The 14789-nt window shown below is 51.4% G+C and carries 19 protein-coding genes and 1 pseudogene; 9 read left to right on the top strand and 11 right to left on the bottom strand.

Annotated features, from left to right (window positions below; genetic code table 11):
* The 4 genes from So717_RS21870 to So717_RS21855 form a co-directional block, all read left to right on the top strand.
* The coding region (locus So717_RS21870) for a tyrosine-type recombinase/integrase (protein WP_159981385.1) at nucleotides 1–518 on the top strand (518 nt) is incomplete at its 5' end.
* A gap of 36 nt (nucleotides 519–554) precedes the next feature.
* The gene (locus So717_RS21865; protein WP_159981383.1) at nucleotides 555–1451 is read left to right on the top strand and encodes a hypothetical protein; all 897 of its coding nucleotides are present in this window, start codon (nucleotides 555–557) and stop codon (nucleotides 1449–1451) included.
* A gap of 154 nt (nucleotides 1452–1605) precedes the next feature.
* The gene (locus tag So717_RS21860; protein ID WP_159981381.1) at nucleotides 1606–2100 is read left to right on the top strand and encodes a hypothetical protein; all 495 of its coding nucleotides are present in this window, start codon (nucleotides 1606–1608) and stop codon (nucleotides 2098–2100) included.
* 130 nt (nucleotides 2101–2230) lie between these two features.
* The gene (locus tag So717_RS21855; protein WP_159981379.1) at nucleotides 2231–2944 is read left to right on the top strand and encodes a hypothetical protein; all 714 of its coding nucleotides are present in this window, start codon (nucleotides 2231–2233) and stop codon (nucleotides 2942–2944) included.
* A gap of 76 nt (nucleotides 2945–3020) precedes the next feature.
* Here the strand turns inward: So717_RS21855 and So717_RS21850 are convergent, their stop codons facing one another.
* The 5 genes from So717_RS21850 to So717_RS21830 form a co-directional block, all read right to left on the bottom strand.
* On the bottom strand, nucleotides 3021–3314 hold the full coding sequence (locus So717_RS21850) for a helix-turn-helix domain-containing protein (RefSeq protein WP_159981377.1): 294 nt from the start codon (nucleotides 3312–3314) through the stop codon (nucleotides 3021–3023).
* Nucleotides 3311–3664 carry a type II toxin-antitoxin system RelE/ParE family toxin gene (locus So717_RS21845; RefSeq protein WP_159981375.1) on the bottom strand — a complete coding sequence of 118 codons (354 nt, stop codon included), beginning with the start codon at nucleotides 3662–3664 and terminating at the stop codon, nucleotides 3311–3313. The genes So717_RS21850 and So717_RS21845 overlap by 4 nt, the downstream gene beginning before the upstream one ends.
* A gap of 188 nt (nucleotides 3665–3852) precedes the next feature.
* Complete coding sequence (locus So717_RS21840; protein WP_159981373.1) at nucleotides 3853–4143, bottom strand: hypothetical protein; 291 nt, start codon at nucleotides 4141–4143, stop codon at nucleotides 3853–3855.
* On the bottom strand, nucleotides 4140–4835 hold the full coding sequence (locus tag So717_RS21835) for an AAA family ATPase (protein ID WP_159981371.1): 696 nt from the start codon (nucleotides 4833–4835) through the stop codon (nucleotides 4140–4142). The genes So717_RS21840 and So717_RS21835 overlap by 4 nt, the downstream gene beginning before the upstream one ends.
* A 168-nt stretch (nucleotides 4836–5003) precedes the next feature.
* Nucleotides 5004–6074, bottom strand: coding sequence for a replication initiator protein A (locus tag So717_RS21830; protein WP_159981369.1), 1071 nt, complete (start codon nucleotides 6072–6074; stop codon nucleotides 5004–5006).
* Between the two features lie 486 nt (nucleotides 6075–6560).
* Between So717_RS21830 and So717_RS21825 the strand changes: the two genes are divergently transcribed.
* Nucleotides 6561–6797, top strand: a complete 237-nt coding sequence (locus So717_RS21825; RefSeq protein WP_159981367.1) for a hypothetical protein — start codon at nucleotides 6561–6563, stop codon at nucleotides 6795–6797.
* Nucleotides 6794–7210: a thermonuclease family protein gene (locus tag So717_RS21820; protein ID WP_159981365.1), complete on the top strand. Its 417-nt coding sequence runs from the start codon at nucleotides 6794–6796 to the stop codon at nucleotides 7208–7210. Before So717_RS21825 ends, So717_RS21820 begins: the two co-directional genes overlap by 4 nt.
* Before the next feature lie 17 nt (nucleotides 7211–7227).
* On the opposite strand, the gene So717_RS21815 is transcribed toward So717_RS21820, so the two are convergent.
* Genes So717_RS21815 through So717_RS21795 form a run of 5 tightly spaced genes read right to left on the bottom strand, consistent with a single transcriptional unit; the run spans nucleotide 7228 to nucleotide 10786 of the window.
* A complete protein-coding gene (locus So717_RS21815; RefSeq protein ID WP_159981363.1) occupies nucleotides 7228–7785 on the bottom strand; it encodes a DUF7678 domain-containing protein in 558 nt (185 codons plus the stop codon).
* On the bottom strand, nucleotides 7782–8843 hold the full coding sequence (locus tag So717_RS21810; RefSeq protein ID WP_159981361.1) for a vWA domain-containing protein: 1062 nt from the start codon (nucleotides 8841–8843) through the stop codon (nucleotides 7782–7784). The genes So717_RS21815 and So717_RS21810 overlap by 4 nt, the downstream gene beginning before the upstream one ends.
* Before the next feature lie 4 nt (nucleotides 8844–8847).
* Nucleotides 8848–9486 (bottom strand): hypothetical protein, encoded by a 639-nt coding sequence (locus tag So717_RS21805; protein WP_159981359.1) that lies wholly within the window; start codon nucleotides 9484–9486, stop codon nucleotides 8848–8850.
* Nucleotides 9487–9501: 15 nt separating this feature from the next.
* Nucleotides 9502–10269, bottom strand: a complete 768-nt coding sequence (locus So717_RS21800; RefSeq protein WP_159981357.1) for a hypothetical protein — start codon at nucleotides 10267–10269, stop codon at nucleotides 9502–9504.
* Between the two features lie 31 nt (nucleotides 10270–10300).
* On the bottom strand, nucleotides 10301–10786 hold the full coding sequence (locus tag So717_RS21795; protein WP_159981387.1) for a TraM recognition domain-containing protein: 486 nt from the start codon (nucleotides 10784–10786) through the stop codon (nucleotides 10301–10303).
* Between the two features lie 80 nt (nucleotides 10787–10866).
* On the opposite strand from So717_RS21795, the gene So717_RS21790 reads away from it, so the two are divergent.
* Both So717_RS21790 and So717_RS21785 read left to right on the top strand, forming a co-directional pair.
* Nucleotides 10867–11658: a hypothetical protein gene (locus So717_RS21790; RefSeq protein ID WP_238841194.1), complete on the top strand. Its 792-nt coding sequence runs from the start codon at nucleotides 10867–10869 to the stop codon at nucleotides 11656–11658.
* Between the two features lie 431 nt (nucleotides 11659–12089).
* Nucleotides 12090–12404 (top strand): SOS response-associated peptidase family protein, encoded by a 315-nt coding sequence (locus tag So717_RS21785; protein ID WP_159981353.1) that lies wholly within the window; start codon nucleotides 12090–12092, stop codon nucleotides 12402–12404.
* Nucleotides 12405–13286: 882 nt separating this feature from the next.
* Here the strand turns inward: So717_RS21785 and So717_RS21780 are convergent.
* Nucleotides 13287–14264, bottom strand: a complete 978-nt coding sequence (locus So717_RS21780; protein WP_159981351.1) for a VPLPA-CTERM sorting domain-containing protein — start codon at nucleotides 14262–14264, stop codon at nucleotides 13287–13289.
* A gap of 313 nt (nucleotides 14265–14577) precedes the next feature.
* On the opposite strand from So717_RS21780, the pseudogene So717_RS22130 reads away from it, so the two are divergent.
* Nucleotides 14578–14789, top strand: a pseudogene (locus So717_RS22130) (hypothetical protein); the annotation flags it as partial.

The raw sequence follows: 14789 nt of genomic DNA, 5'->3' as shown, positions 1-14789 counted from the left end.
GGATGAAAAAGCTTCTGGAAGACAAACCGCGTGACCTGGCTTTCCTCACTTTTGGGATCAACACAGCCTACCGCGCCGGAGAAATCCTTTCTCTTACAGTGGGCCAGGTTGATCATTTGCGCGAAGGAGATCGGCTTGAAATCAAGCAGAGCAAAACTGGCAAGTACCGCGCGGCTACGCTCAATGCAGCCGTAATCGAAACACTTGATGCTTGGCTGGCCGTGCATCCTGATCCGCGAAGGGATGCGCCCGTTTTTTACTCCAGACGGACAAAGCAGGCTTTGACGGTTTCAACGGTGAACGGCATGGTCAAAGGCTGGTGCGCGGATGTCGGTTTGCGCGGCAACTTTGGCAGTCACACCATGCGCAAAACCTGGGGCTATCATCAGCGCGTCCAGATGAACCAGCCTATCCCGCTGCTGATGGCTGCGTTTGGGCACTCCAACCAAGCCCAGACTCTTGAATACTTGTGTATTCAGGATGAAGAAATCCGCGAGCTGTACGGGATGGTTTTGTGATCAAGCTCTTGTGGGCACCAACCACGATAACTGATCGTGTTGAAACTGGATTTACACTTCTACGGCAGGAATGAATTTTCTCGTAAAGATTATTCTTTGGAATCGTTGGCGTTGCTTGAAAATGCTTTTGATACGGAGCCTAATGCCGTTGTAAGAGATCCAACAGCAGCCGCTGCCGTTATCTTTAGAATGTCAAGGAGTGTTGTAAGAAGCTGCGGCAACCACTCGGGTGTAACTCGTTCAGAAACAGCCAACAATAATGTCGCTAGGTACAGTACAGATATGAGAGTAAGTATGAATATAAAGCCGAAAAAAATTTTGCGGAAACTCAACATAGATATACCTCGAAAGACGGTCATAGCGCTTGCTGTGGTGGCGTCACACTATCCTTATCCAGCAATTTCACAAGCTGACGGTGGCCCCAACGTTATCGATTTTTTGGATGCTGTTGGTCGGTTGTGCGGTGGTCAAACCAGCCAAGATATCTCTAGTGAAGGTGAGAATATCTCTCTGCGTTCTGCTGAAGTAACTGTAGATCCTGGAACTGGTAACCTCAGGGTTGAGCAAAATGGTGTATTGATTGCTGAACAAGGTGGGGAGCCATCTCGAGCCTACTATGAATGCGTAGAGAAGCTCACCGAGGCGCTAGGAGGAGCATTTGCTTCTCGTCCAACTCCCAGTGCGCGCGACGAAATCGGCTATCCTGAACCGACTAGGGACGAAATGCTTCAGGCACATACCGAGCAGGTGGCGGTTGGGGCGCTTTTCGTCGGTATTGACCACTTTGAAAAAGCGGGATGTAAACCGTCACAGAACGTTGGATATGACTGCAGTTACGCTATACGATCTGGCGGGTTTGGCGCCCCAAAATTCGTTACAAACACCTTTGCAAAAGCGGGTGGTCGGTGGATAATGTACTGGCGAGATAGGTAATGCGTTTTCATAGGGTCGGCTGGCATCAGCACGTCCAGATGTACCAGCCGATACCATTGTTGATGGCTGCGTTTGGGTAGTCCAACCACGCCCAGGCTCTTGAATCCCTCTGCATGCAGGAAGACGAGCTCCGCGGGCTGCTTGGGATGGTAGTATGACTAAGGATACTTTAAAGGATTTGGAGGTTGTTATGTCGGATAATGGTGTTCTCACCGCTGTAATTTCTTCTGTGATTACAGCGGCCATCATTTTTATTGGAGGTCGTGCCTTAGGATTATACGAAGTAGTGGCAGATGAAGCTACCGCGTCAGAAGTCGCTAAACAGCTAGTAACCAACGACACGTTATCACCACTGTTGTTGCAGCTGATGGCGAATAACGGTGAGTTTGTGGGACCGCAAGGCGATCAGGGTCCAAAGGGTGAGACAGGCCCGGTGGGTCCAAGATGGTTGCCTACTGGAGGAATAACTTTGGTTGCGAATGATAGTGGTTGCCCAGGCGGGTCGCAACGCATAGCAAATTTTGCAGCCCAAGTGAGCAGATCTGGTGAGTTATACCGTAAGACTATACCTTTGGCAGAAGCTGATACCTCATGGGATGTCTCCCGCAACTGGGACGGCTTGATATTTACTGCTTGCCACTTCAAATAAAGCCAATGGATTCATGGGTTATGGTTGTTCGAGCGCTTTGGTCTGATAGCTGGAAGTGCCTTGATTCCACCTAATTTGTTATCAGGACAAAATGAAGAAATTAGATAGCCAGGTTACCAGGCGTGTTTTCATGGATGGTAGTATCTCGATAGCCGGAGGGGTATCAGTTTACTACTTAACAAAATTTTTTGACGCTCCGAGAAGCGAACGGCATGCGACAATCATACAGAGTTATTGGCAAGCCGTTAGCTTCTTAAAGAGGCACGATCATCTTTTTGGAGTCTATGAAGCTCGAACTTTCAGTGGCAAACTAACCGTCGCTGCTGAACAGCGCGCTATTAGCCTTTCAAAAAGAAGGCAATATGCGTTTTTTCCTAGCCACTTCCAGCATATTATATCAAAAAATGGATTATTACTTTTTTCTGGATATCGATCTCACCCCTCTGATTTCAACGTGGGTTTTGATTCTTATGAAGAAAATAGGTCAGGGTTAAACGAATATGTCGATCAACTTGGTGAAATTACAGGTTTTCCCCATCTTGATCTTTACCTGACCAAACTGATTGACCGAGATAACCTTCGTGCACAAGAGTTTTCAGGCGAGGTTGGTTATCTCATGTCGTTCGAGCAGATCTTCAACCTCTGGAATATTTTTATTGGTGACATCAATGGTATACCGGGCTTTAGTGGTGGAGTATCTCGATATAGTAGAGTTCCAATGAAGGGCGGATCGGCATATATTTTGAGGGAAAGCTACTCTTCTTCTATGGAGCAAGCTGCCATTCTTGACTCCATCAAGACAATCTGCTTTTGCTTCATCCTTCTATCTACTGTACGAACCTAAGCAATAGAATTGTCGGCATATGTCCCCTTTCACTAGTCGTCAACTGTGAGCTGGTCACTTCCGTGATTTCCCCATGTCAGCGCAGTTCGAGCTTGATTTCCCGTCCAACAACTTTGGCTGCCCGCGCCAGTACTGCAAGCGTGACGCCGTCATTGTCGGGGTCGAGCAATCGGTCGAGCTGAGAGCGGCTTGTCTCAAGCCGCTTCGCCATTTCGACCTTTGAGATCGCTTGATCTTTCATTGCGGCGGCAAGCTGGAAAGCCAGAACACGTTTGACGGCCTGCTCAGTTGTCGCTTCATAAGTACCTTGTTCCTTGAGGAAATCCTCAAAGAGTGGCCCTGCCCTTCCCGGTTCGGTCTTTGTGCTCATGACAAGCCTTTCATCCGTTTCTCAGCCGTATCCAGTTCTTTTTCAGGTGTCTTCTGGCTCTTCTTGATGAAGCCATGCAGCAGCACCATGCTTTCCTCATGAGCGCAAAAGAACACTCTGGCGATACGTCCATCGCTCAAGTTTGAGCGGATTTCCCACAGCCCTTTGCGGCCCCTGATCGACCGGCATAGGGGCATGCCGATGGGCCATCCAAACTCTGCGGTGCGAATATCATCACCGATTGCCTTTCGATCTTCTTGTGTCAGCTCTAGGAGCCAATCCCGTACAGGCACCCTGCCCGCTTCAGTTTCGAAGAACCTGGCTGGAAGTCTCTTCGATACCTCAGACATTAAATGTACCAAAAAAAGTACATATATGCAAGCTCTTTATGTTGCCGTCGCTGCTCATACTCGCCTCTTTTTTTGGCAATCATAGCAGCGTACTAGGTGCGATGCACCCTAAGCCTTATCGAAGGCGGGGCTTGTCCACATGGGATGCTGTTATGTGATAACGCCTTGTATGGCAAGCGCGGACGCCCCTAGTTCTTGCCCTCATAGGAATCCATAAGGATTTCCAGCATGTCATAGTAGGCTCGCCGGTCAGCTTTGCACATCGCCTTGAAACGCTCCAGGATTGTACGCGGTCCTTTCAGATTGAGCTGGCCGTCCGGGGAGGCTTCCCGGCTAGGAAAAGATGAAACGGCATCGATAGCGCGCGCCGCGATCTTGTCCCCCTGCCCTTCTTTTGGTCGAGGCACAAAGTCATCTAGTGCGTCCGCAGGCTCTTCGAAGTCTGGGATATTCAGGGCCATGCGATCTTGATCCATCATGCGACAGCCCTCCCCTCTACCTCAGACGTCAAACCGCGAAGCTTATAGATCACTTCGCTTCGGAAGCCCTCCACGTTCTCAAGTGCTTTTCTTAAGCCGTTGACTTTCTTGGGATCGAGCTGCGACACCGCCCCGCCGATCGAAAAGATGGCTGCGAATGCATCGCGCTCGTGAATCTCAACATCGAAAGTGTCGATCTTCGGGTTGTCCCTGAACTGTGCTGCAATGTGGCGGGCCGTTCGCGATTTGACGGCAGCGCGACTTTGCGTGAAGAGCGCAGCGTAAGGGATTTTCCGACGCGTGGCCTTCATATCCCGGTGAATTTCCTGGATGACATCGAGGGCGGCTAGCGCGTCCTGTTGTTGCTCTTTTAATGGGATGATGACCAAGTCAGCCTGGCTGATGGCATAGCTCATCAAACGAGAGGCTGTGCCTTCCAGATCGATGATGACGAAGGGATCCTTTGTGGCCGCAGCCTCGATTTCGTCGAGGATGGTCTTTTCTGACTGGTTTGTTACCACACTCAGCTCCTCAGGTTTGCCCGGCATTTTCGCCCAGGTGGAGATTGGGTGGCGTGGATCGGCGTCGATGATGGTGGTAGGTTTGGTTTCAGCGAGAGCACAGGCCAGCAAGAGCGCACTTGTGGTTTTTCCGCTGCCCCCCTTCGAGTTCGCGAAGGCGATTACAGGCATGATGTTTTCTTTCTCTTTTGCTCGATGGGCATGTCATTCACGCACGCCTCAAATGAAAAAGTATCATGTTTTTGAGGATGATACCATAGGTAAGGGAAAGGTAGGATATGGTAGCTTACCGTACGGTATCATATGGTACCATAGGCTACCGTGCTGTTGCCTTCGTTCTTAAGGTACGCCACGCTTTTCCTTCCAAGTCCTACAGAACTTGATGAAGTGTCGCTCAGGATGCTTAGGCTCGATTTCATTTTCACTCAACCATCCGCGCCATTCGCACTCCAGCATGTAAATGTCCCAACCAGGCGCGGCGCTTCTTGCATCCGCGAAAGCATCAGGATCGAGCTTGCCATCCCAGGAAGAGGGTAGGGGGTCCACTTTCATGCTTCCGCGATTGTGGAAGGTGACAACGTCTGTTTCCTCAGAAAAACTGAGGCTGTAGTCGGGAAGATGGTCAAAGCGCACCAACTCCTTGATGGTATGCCGAAACCGTTTGAGCTCAGTGCGTGCGCCCGTACGGGCCAAAAGTTTTTCCAGGCCGATCGGCCAGCTTTCCTGTTGGCCGCAGATTTTGCGGGCAATCTCGTAGACGCGGCGTTCGATGGGCTTTCTCAGCCGGAAATAGTCGCGATGAAGTGTGAGCACCTTCTTGCGACGGATACCGTTGAATATCCATTCTGAAATCTCGATCTCCGCCCAAAGGATGCGACCATCCAGTCCGTTCTTTCGGCGAATATTGGCGCTCTCGATCAAGTGAAACATACCTGTATCTTCTTCATCTCCGAGCGGGAGTTCGTCACCGTCAGAAGCCGTGGTGATGTTGGTCTTTATCACTGTACCCATGAGGCGCTCCAGAGCCTCACAGAAGGCGTCGTAGTCTTTCCCGCCGGTTCCACGATTGACAAAGATGAGCAAGTCACGCGGATTGAATCTGATCTTGCGGGAAACGGCTTCACCACGGTTGAGTTTGGCAATTACCTGCGACACCACGTAGATGAGGATATCCTTGTCATAGATTGTCGCCTGGCCCTTTGCACTTGGTATGACCTCAAGCCAATTGTCTCCGTGCTCGTAGCGACGGATCGAAGTGTCTGGCTTCTTTGAGAGCGCATAGAAGGGGTGTTCCATCTTTGGCATCAAGTCCTTGAGGACTGCATCCGCGACATCACAGATGAAAAAGTCATGCTGTGGATGGCGATCGGGCAGGAGCTGATCCAACGGATTCGGGGTATTAGGAACCATGCTTCATATTCGGGGTATTAGGAACCGGTTGTCAAGATTCGGGGTATCAGGAACCGATACTCCTTGTGGATAACTTTAGATCGTTCGCGGACATCAGGAACCAAAGTTCGGGGTATTAGGAACCCGGATTCGGGGTATTAGGAACCGGCTGAACGGAGAATTGATTTTATTTCAATGGGTTACGATAGTTTTCCACAGCTATAACACAGACTCTAACACATATTAACACCAAAGCATTTTTGCTCGCTTCAAGCTCACCGAAGGAACAGTCGATGCATAAGTTCTTCGTCAGCGCATCACGTGGATGATTAATAATCCATCCAGAACCCGCTCCCAAGGGGCCGTGTCCTCGATCAGCTTTCCTGATCTGCGGGCCGCTCCAACCCCTTGGCTTCAGAACGATGTCCGGCTTCTTTGCACATCAAGCGATAGCGGCTCCAAAGGAACAGGCATTTTTGATCTGTCCCCAACAAAGAGAGCACCCAGATGCGCAAACGTTTCATAGTAGGGCAGGGGGCATGCCATCATGAGAAAATGGATGAAAAACGAAAACGCTTTCTCATTGCCAAGGCGTTATGGGAATTTGTGGCCTCAGACCAGGACAAGCCTAAGGAACGCCAGTCGCGCAGTGATGTGGATGACATGGAAGCCATCTTGGATGCAGATTTTCCAGGCGAAGTTGCCACACTCATGCGCCTGGAGACCTACAAAGATCGCTCATGAGTTGGACAGCTTACGCCATAACCGCTTGTGCAGTGATTATTGCAACCGCTCTTTTGGTTTTCCTTCAAGGAAGCAAGCCGCTTCCCTTAGAGCCTACCCGCAAAAGTGGACGTGTGTCGTATGTCATTGATGGCGACACTTTGATTTTAAGCGCCTCTGAGGGCCGTTTGAGGCTTTGGGGCATTGATGCACCGGAAAAGGACCAACAAGGGGCTCAGCGAGCGACTATGGCCCTTAAATCGCTTGTCGAAGGCAAGCACATCACTTGGATTGAGATCGATGTTGATCGCTATGGCCGGAGTGTCGCCCGGGTGTTCCTGCCCGATGGCCGCGAGATCAACCATCTCATGATCAAAAACGGCACCGCCCGCGAATACTGCCGATATTCCAAGGGGTTTTATGGGCGGTGTTAAATGACCGCCCATAGGAACTACAGACTTGGCTCAGAGACAGAACTTTCAGGTTCATCTCCGGAAACCTGGCTGCTGTCTTCGCCCAAATCCTCCGGTTCAGGTTGTGCAGGCTCATGTGGGCCGTCAAGCGCAAGGCGGTCTTCTTCCATTTCTTGCATTAGCTGTTCGATATGATCAGGAGCATACGGAGCACCGCCGTTTGCCCCTTTGAGCTCAAGGTGATTGTCAGGCTCAGGAAAAGCAGCGACAATTGTATCAAGGACCAACTTTTCCCTGCCCTGTGTAGGCTCGAGAGACTCACATTTGAGATTTTCATCCCAGCCTCGACTATATTCGAAGAGGGGCTGCTCCCGATTACCATTGGTATAGACATGCAGCTTGGAAATCCGTCCATCGTCGATACCGTACTTCGATCCGATATCGAAAACTTTGGCTTCAAACGTGATTTCTTCGTCTTCGAAACCCTTGAGCCTGCCGGACACCCAGATCGAGTCCTCATAATTACCATCGAGCTCGACTTTATCAGTGTCGAAGGGGTAATTATCACCCCTTCCCTCCATAACATATGAGCTCATGATCCGTCCCCTTCAGCGTTCTGGGCCGGGAGTGTCACGGTCAACGTGTGCTGGAAAGCAATCGCATCTTCAATCTGCGATAGGATGCTGTCCATCCATGCGTCAAGGTTTGCACTTCCAACCTGGTCGGTCATCGCAACGGCTTCAAAGTCAGCAATGCCGGACAAGGCGTTTTTCTTCCAGTTGTCCGTCCACAGGACGAACGTGCTGCCCACTTTTGCGGCTGCAACCTGTGACTTCGGGATGTTGGACCCGTCATACCCATCAGTCATCACGAGCAGCAGAGAGCCTGTTGCATCCTCGGCTTTCAGCTGGGCGTAGGATCGCATCATTGTGCCGTGCAAATCCGTACCACCGCCTGCTTTTAAAGCGGGCAGGGTGGCCACAGCTTGCGCACAACGAACGTAGCCGTTCGTATGTTCCGTGACAACATGGGAAAAGCTGGCAATGCTGCACCCGACATGATCAGGAAGGCGACGCAAGAATGCCTTCAGAGGCCGCATGGTTGCGTCGAGTCGCCCCTGCATCGATCCTGAGGTGTCGACTGCGACTTTAAGTGCAAGACTGTGTTTCGCCACATCCATTGAAAAGGGTATGGGGGCCTGCTCATCAAAATCAAAGACGGCGAAATCATCGGGACCTAATCGTAATTCATTGCCATCAGCATCATAAGCCGTGACGATAACCTGCACGGTATTGCTAGACTTCTTCAGAAAGCCGATTTGGATATCCGTTGCGGGTGCCGCTGCCATGACAATCACACGTGCATTGTGATCGACAGCTCGTGCACTTTTGGGCCATTCACCAGGCGGCAGAGGTCCTTTGAATTCCCTAAGGGCAGCAGCGGCCTGGCTGCGGCTCATCCGCTCGAAGTTGTCTCCAAGAAGGACTTCGCCGACAAACTGGGTCGGGATGCCTTCAATCACCAAATCGTCGCTCTCTGTCTCGAAGACGTCTGCGCAGACAATACGGCCACCGGGACAGGAGCCCAACGCTTGGCTGGTCAGAGGCATGCTGGCAAAAGCCAGCATGCAGGTTGCGAAAACAGCATGTTTCATCATTTTAGTCCCTTTCTGCCAGTTTGGCCAAAGCCTCAGGAGATTCCGCAGCACTGAACATGCGTACTGCGACCCGACCGTTGGATGGGGCTTCCTGGAGGAAGCCGAACCACTCTAAGGTCTGGAGCTCATGGGGTGCATAGAGCTCCCAGGCCGTGATCCGCTTCTCATTCAAAAAGCGCTCGGGCTTTGCGTCCTCCGGCAAGGCCTGAGGGAGTTTCACAGCGCCGCCGCAGGGAGCGCCTGAATGAATGAGCGGGGAGAGCATGAGGAAGCGAATATCTTTGCTCTCCGAGCGTCGCACGGCCATCTCCGCATGATCCAAGGCGCGGGTAAGGTCTGCGCAGCCGCGCGGGTTGGGCGTCATAATCGCCAGAAGCTGGTCGAGTTCGCGTTCTGCTTTCTTGGCATCCCCATGCCATTTGACACTCGGCGAAACCGTGTCGATGATGCTCAAAACAGACCGGCGCGGCATGTTTTCGAGGAAGGTTGCCAGCAGCATTTTGCGTCGGATTTCTGCTTCCCCCTCGTCTTCGACGAACGCTGACGTATCGATGATGGCGATGATATGCGTATTCGCCATGGCGGCGGCGACACTGACCAGCAGGGCCACCATACCAGCGATGAATTGTCGAATGATCATTATTCGTTCCTCCTCTTACTTGAGTTTTGAAGTCATGAAGCCAGTGGCCATGCCGATCGCGGCATTCATCGCCATCAATGCACCGGAGATGAGAGACATCTCGATCGGACTCATCGTTTTGGTCGGGCAGTTGATCCCTGCGAGCTGACATGATGCTGGTGGAGTTTGACCAATGGTCGTCAGGTTTGACTTGAAAACCTGGAACTCGAGCACGACCAGGATGAGCCAAACGACCACACAGGCAGCAAAGAAGACGCCGGTGTTGCGGTCGGCAAACAGATTGCTCCAGTCGTCAAACGCCCGTGTCTTGAAGAGCGTGGTGAAGATGATCACGGGCAGGAACACAGTCACTAATCCCGCGATCAGGGAGATCCACGAGAAAGTGCCCCAACCGGCCATCAATTGGCCAAACCACGGGATGTCGATGGTATCGAGACCCGGAATATCGAGTGTCGAATTCCAGATGCTCGCATGGATAGTCGAGAATGCGAGCTCGGCTGTGTATAAGATGATCAGTAAGAGCACGACGGTTGGTGATTGCGCCTGAAGCCAGCGTTTGATCATCTCCCAGAGATCAGAGCCGGGCGGATCGCCGGGCGGCGCTCCCGCCATGGCGTTGCCTACGCTGTTTGCTCTGACGCGGGTTTGGTGGCGGCGAAGCTCATCTGCGTCAAGGGCAGGGGAGCGCGGCTCATGGTCTAGGCCGTTATCCTGCTGTTTAGCCTTCCCAGATGGGCGCGGCTTTGGGTTGCCTTCTGGGGCTGTTGCGATGTTACCATCCATCTTTCATTCTCCTTTTTTTGCTTGGTCGCGATTAGTCCTTCACTTTGAAGTCGATGGGATCGTTCGGCAGATCGCCCTCAAGTGGCGACCACGAGACTGCGTTCTCGCGCCAAGGGGAGACCTTCCAGAAAGGTACCATTCTGGTCACAGCCAACGGCTTGCCGGTCATCCAACAAAACGCGGCCCAACGCGGCGCGTGCAAAATTTGATCGGGACGCAGTACAGGCACCTGGCGCTTCGAAAAGTTTGTCGAATAAAGGGCTTCGCCCTCGAAGAACTGTTGCCCGTGGCTCCAATCGGTGATCGTCCTCATGCCTGAGGCTTTCGACAGGTCCGAAGCCACATCGTGATCGGACACAAGACAGAACAGCCGAAGGGAACAAAGTTCTTCATTGAGTTCGCGGATCTCACGATCAAACCGCGTCTCGGTCTGTTTTCGGCTCTGATGAAATTCGGCTAAGCCCTTATATGTATATGTGTAGAGTTGGTTGCGTCGATCTCGTGCGGAAGTCCTGATTTTTACACGGGGTCAGCAACTCGAACTGGGTATGCACCCTACCGTGTCATAACTTACAGTATGGAAAGATACTCAGTCTGGTGGAGGCTAGTTATTTGACACGTTATGAGATTATCAACACCGGTATCGCGCTACTTGCTCTTGTGATTGGCGGGGCACTAGCGATCAAGGATTATCTTGAATGGGCAAGTCAGAGGCCAAAACTGGATATCCGTCATGTTGATGCAGGAGCAGATATCTACGGTCCCGACTATGTAATGTACTGGCGTGTTTTCACCGTTACGAACATTTCTGAAGTGCCGGCGGTGATTCACAAAGCAATATTGGATTGTGATCACTCACATGGGGGAAGGTGCTCTGGTCATGAGTTTGTTCATGAACAGGAGATTGATTTTTGGGGGAACTTCGAAACACCGCTTGTCATGCCTGCTTGGTCAACCACTCAGATTTCGGTATTGGTAGCGACAAAGTTGGAGGAAGTCTTCAAAGACGCCAGCATTTCCGTCGTTGACTACATCGATACCAGACCCGGGATACCTGCTGAAAATAAGAGCGTTCCGGCAAGAGAGTTTCCGGTTTTGGAACTGGCGGCTAGGATAGTAGCTTTGAAGCGAGCACCCCAAAAACAAGAAGCAGGGGTGGACGAAATACTTGACGACTTCGTTCGTGGCAATCATGCCTTTGGCGCACGAACAAGTTATCCGCCTCGCGTAGTGCCTTGTGACCATTACGATGAGGAAAAGGTCGTTTGGCAGTGTATAAATCTCAAGCTCCAAACTTCTGACGACGAGATGTTTTCATCACCTCCAAGAGCAACTGGTGTTTTCATGTCCAGTTGGAGTCAGGATGTTCTGCAAGACATGTGGCGTTGACTGCTATATCAAAAGATCGTGCGCCGAATGCGATAATCATCAGTATGGAAAAGGATTCAAAGTAATCGAGCAGTGCTCAACAAGTCCCCTGCCCCACAACCAGAACTAACACGCCGAATACTTTAAACGGGCCAGTATTCAGCCCTGAAGATCGGCCTGGTTTTACTTGGAAAAGACCGCTTCAAGCTCACCAAACGAACAGGGCCATGCCTTGGTTCATCGGGCTTGCTTTCATCCGCTTACCGTTCACCACTCAGAACCATGCCTGCAACCCCGCAAGGGGGTGTTCCGGCAGAACCATGAGCAGTGAAAGGACGCTCCCGCGAAAGCGGCTCCGAAGGAACAGGCATTTTAAGCGCACCTCAACGCTGTCTAAGAGTGTGAGGATTTCATGATCCGAAAAAGATGAACAAGACGCTCAGCACGCGACTATGGCGCTGCAATCGCTTGTTTGGGACAAAGGTCAGTTTGGGACATGTTCCGGGCCACTTATCTGGACGCGGTGGACATCTATCCGAAAGGTCAAAGAGGGAGAGACCACCAACAACTTGTTTGCGTTCCTCACAACCGAAGCGAATGCAGAGGTGGGCGCGATCCATCCAAAGGCCATGCCTGTAATCTTGCAGAGCCAGGACGATGTTTTGACCTGGCTAACCGCCCCGAACGCCGAAGCGCTGGCACTACAGAAGCCGTTGCCTGATGGGACACTGAAAATCGTGGCAAGAGGATCAAAAGCTGATCCCTAACCTATCCCTCACGAGAACGTTCTCAGGCTTAAGGCTCCTGCCGCAATAGCGATAACTGCCAATAAAAACAGTGCTGTACCTGTAATTTTGATCCGCACTCTCCCAAATTCGAACAGAATTTCATTGTGAGGCGGCTTGTCATCCCTTCTAGCGGGTTCTAAGTCTGAATTGTTAGCGACCAAGAGGTGTACTCCTTTTGCAGCTTAGACGGGCGGGACCTCTCGATGGTGGAACGTCAGTTGGTCTCGCCCGAACGTCTCTCTTAGTATTAGAGTTTGGTTGATGGCAGACCGGCTTCAAGTTTTTTCTGCACGAATGCAGTCACAAAATACGTGAAGCGCACATGAACCTTCAAGGGTCGAGCTGTGACAAGGTGGCTGCCCTAGTCCGACGAGACAGTATTCCTAAGGAGTGGAGCGTGATGATTACCAGTATGGAAGCTCGTTCAATTTAACCTCCGTACTCAATCTGCTGGGCCATATCTCTGCATTCAGGATGAAGAGGTACGTAAGCCGTACGGCATGGTCTGATGAAGCCAGAACGCCTTGAAATGAGTTAGGGCCGCATCTATTTCTACCAAATGGACTCTGAAGTGCTGACTACTTTCCTGAACTTGATCGCATCGGTTCTAGCAACCGTTGCTGCGGCACTTGCGTTGGATTTCCCCATTTTAAAAAAACTGATGCGTGTCCTGTCCGGACAGGACATTTAAAAAACCTAAATTCAGTTTGTCGTGTCGCGACACGACAAAAGAATGCTCAGGGTTCTAGTCGTCGGTATTTATGCTTGGCGCTGTTCTGAGGCGTTCCACTTGTATTTCACAAATTGAACGCCCCGTAGGTCCCCGCGCAATAGCTGCGCCAGGCTGTAAGATACTGAGGATCAAACGATTTCTGTGCGAGTGCGGCGGATGAAACCAAGCCCCGCAAGGGCCATAACAAGCATCGGCAAACCTGCGGGCAGCGGGACGGCCGCAACGTCTGTCTCGGCCAGGAATACCCCCGATGCTGAGTGCAGAACCGCCCCACCTAGATCTGTGATGCGAAGCGTTGAGGTTCCAAGAAAATCATGCGTGACCGCTGTGTTCGGCCCGAGCTCGTTCAGGAACGACATGCTGTATGCCAACATATAGGTGCGATCATTTTGCACCATGAAAGTCTCTTCAGAAGAGGCGTTGACGACGGACTGCTGACCTTGTCCGTCCACCTCATCAACAAATGTCCGCAGCGTGTCGAGGTTGATGCCTGAGTCTTCCAGCCCCGTGAAACTGCCCTGGGTGACATCGAAAGAGCCAACCAGGTTTGCAAAGGCTTCGTTGGTTACACTGACAGCTTGGACATTTGTAGCGTCAGCAACAAACCCAATCTCTAGCGGGTCGGTCACATCTGTTACATCGTATAGAGATACGCGCGACCCAAACTGCACAATGCCGTTCTCACCGAGCAACGTTTGCGTTCCTTCGAGAGCAAGATCGAAGGTGACATCGGATATACCGTTCGGATTGTTGAAGGTCAGAAAATCGTAGAGGCGGATGCTGCCCAGACTGGTATCAAGCTCCCCCGCAGGCAGGGCCGTGTTCGCTGTTTCCGTCGATGACAGCCCCAGCTCGCCGGTGGCGAGGTTTCCGCGCCATTGGATATCAAAACCATCATCGATGGCGACTTGTCCATTTGAAGATGACCCATTCCCAAACTCTGAGAATCTGCGCTCATCAGAAAGACCTGGCGAGCTCAGGGCGTAAGATCCACTGACTTGAAAGACGGGCAAACTACCATCGAGTGACAAGGTTGAGGCTGATGCTGCTGAGGTGGACAAGATGAGCCCAACGCCGAGCGCGGTGAAAAGGCTTAATGCGTTCATTGGATTTTCCTTGCGGGATGAAACAATCGACAACAGGGAGTCAAACTTCTCCCCAGAAGTTGGTTTCGCGCTCTACGCTTTGGGTCCGCGCCTCACTTCTCCGTCCCCTCAAGAATGCATTGCGCTCATAACTCGTTGACCAATCCTGAGTTTACATATTATCCCAACTATTGGGGAAAAGTTAGGATAAGGCTTGACCCAGAAATCTATTCTGTATCAGTATTTTGCGTGAGTAATGCGCAAGAGTTGGGCGTATCATGTGGTTTCTTATCCCAACTAATATAATAATATCAAAAGAAGTTAGGATAAATCCGTGCTCCTGCCCCGCAACGCAAACCACCCGAAGAAAGGCTCCTCAATCAAGGTCGAGCCGATCCGAGATCTGAAGGCGATCAAGCGGATGAAAAAGCTTCTGGAAGACAAACCGCGTGACCTGGCTTTCCTCACTTTTGGGATCAACACAGCCTACCGCGCCGGAGAAATCCTTTCTCTTACAGTGGGCCAGGTTGATCATTTGCGCGAAGG

This window comes from Roseobacter cerasinus (assembly GCF_009811755.1).
In the GTDB taxonomy this organism is placed as follows: Bacteria; Pseudomonadota; Alphaproteobacteria; order Rhodobacterales; family Rhodobacteraceae; genus Roseobacter; species Roseobacter cerasinus.
This window is presented reverse-complemented; position numbering and strand designations above follow the sequence as displayed.

Coding starts and splice junctions, on each gene's coding strand:
- So717_RS21780 (WP_159981351.1), bottom strand. CDS start 14,264: ATGAACGCATTAAGCCTTTTCACCGCGCTCGGCGTTGGGCTCATCTTG.
- So717_RS21805 (WP_159981359.1), bottom strand. CDS start 9,486: ATGATCATTCGACAATTCATCGCTGGTATGGTGGCCCTGCTGGTCAGT.
- So717_RS21820 (WP_159981365.1), top strand. CDS start 6,794: ATGAGTTGGACAGCTTACGCCATAACCGCTTGTGCAGTGATTATTGCA.
- So717_RS21855 (WP_159981379.1), top strand. CDS start 2,231: ATGGATGGTAGTATCTCGATAGCCGGAGGGGTATCAGTTTACTACTTA.
- So717_RS21830 (WP_159981369.1), bottom strand. CDS start 6,074: ATGGTTCCTAATACCCCGAATCCGTTGGATCAGCTCCTGCCCGATCGC.
- So717_RS21825 (WP_159981367.1), top strand. CDS start 6,561: ATGCGCAAACGTTTCATAGTAGGGCAGGGGGCATGCCATCATGAGAAA.
- So717_RS21785 (WP_159981353.1), top strand. CDS start 12,090: ATGGCGCTGCAATCGCTTGTTTGGGACAAAGGTCAGTTTGGGACATGT.
- So717_RS21845 (WP_159981375.1), bottom strand. CDS start 3,664: ATGTCTGAGGTATCGAAGAGACTTCCAGCCAGGTTCTTCGAAACTGAA.
- So717_RS21810 (WP_159981361.1), bottom strand. CDS start 8,843: ATGAAACATGCTGTTTTCGCAACCTGCATGCTGGCTTTTGCCAGCATG.
- So717_RS21840 (WP_159981373.1), bottom strand. CDS start 4,143: ATGATGGATCAAGATCGCATGGCCCTGAATATCCCAGACTTCGAAGAG.
- So717_RS21800 (WP_159981357.1), bottom strand. CDS start 10,269: ATGGATGGTAACATCGCAACAGCCCCAGAAGGCAACCCAAAGCCGCGC.
- So717_RS21815 (WP_159981363.1), bottom strand. CDS start 7,785: ATGAGCTCATATGTTATGGAGGGAAGGGGTGATAATTACCCCTTCGAC.
- So717_RS21835 (WP_159981371.1), bottom strand. CDS start 4,835: ATGCCTGTAATCGCCTTCGCGAACTCGAAGGGGGGCAGCGGAAAAACC.
- So717_RS21860 (WP_159981381.1), top strand. CDS start 1,606: ATGACTAAGGATACTTTAAAGGATTTGGAGGTTGTTATGTCGGATAAT.
- So717_RS21850 (WP_159981377.1), bottom strand. CDS start 3,314: ATGAGCACAAAGACCGAACCGGGAAGGGCAGGGCCACTCTTTGAGGAT.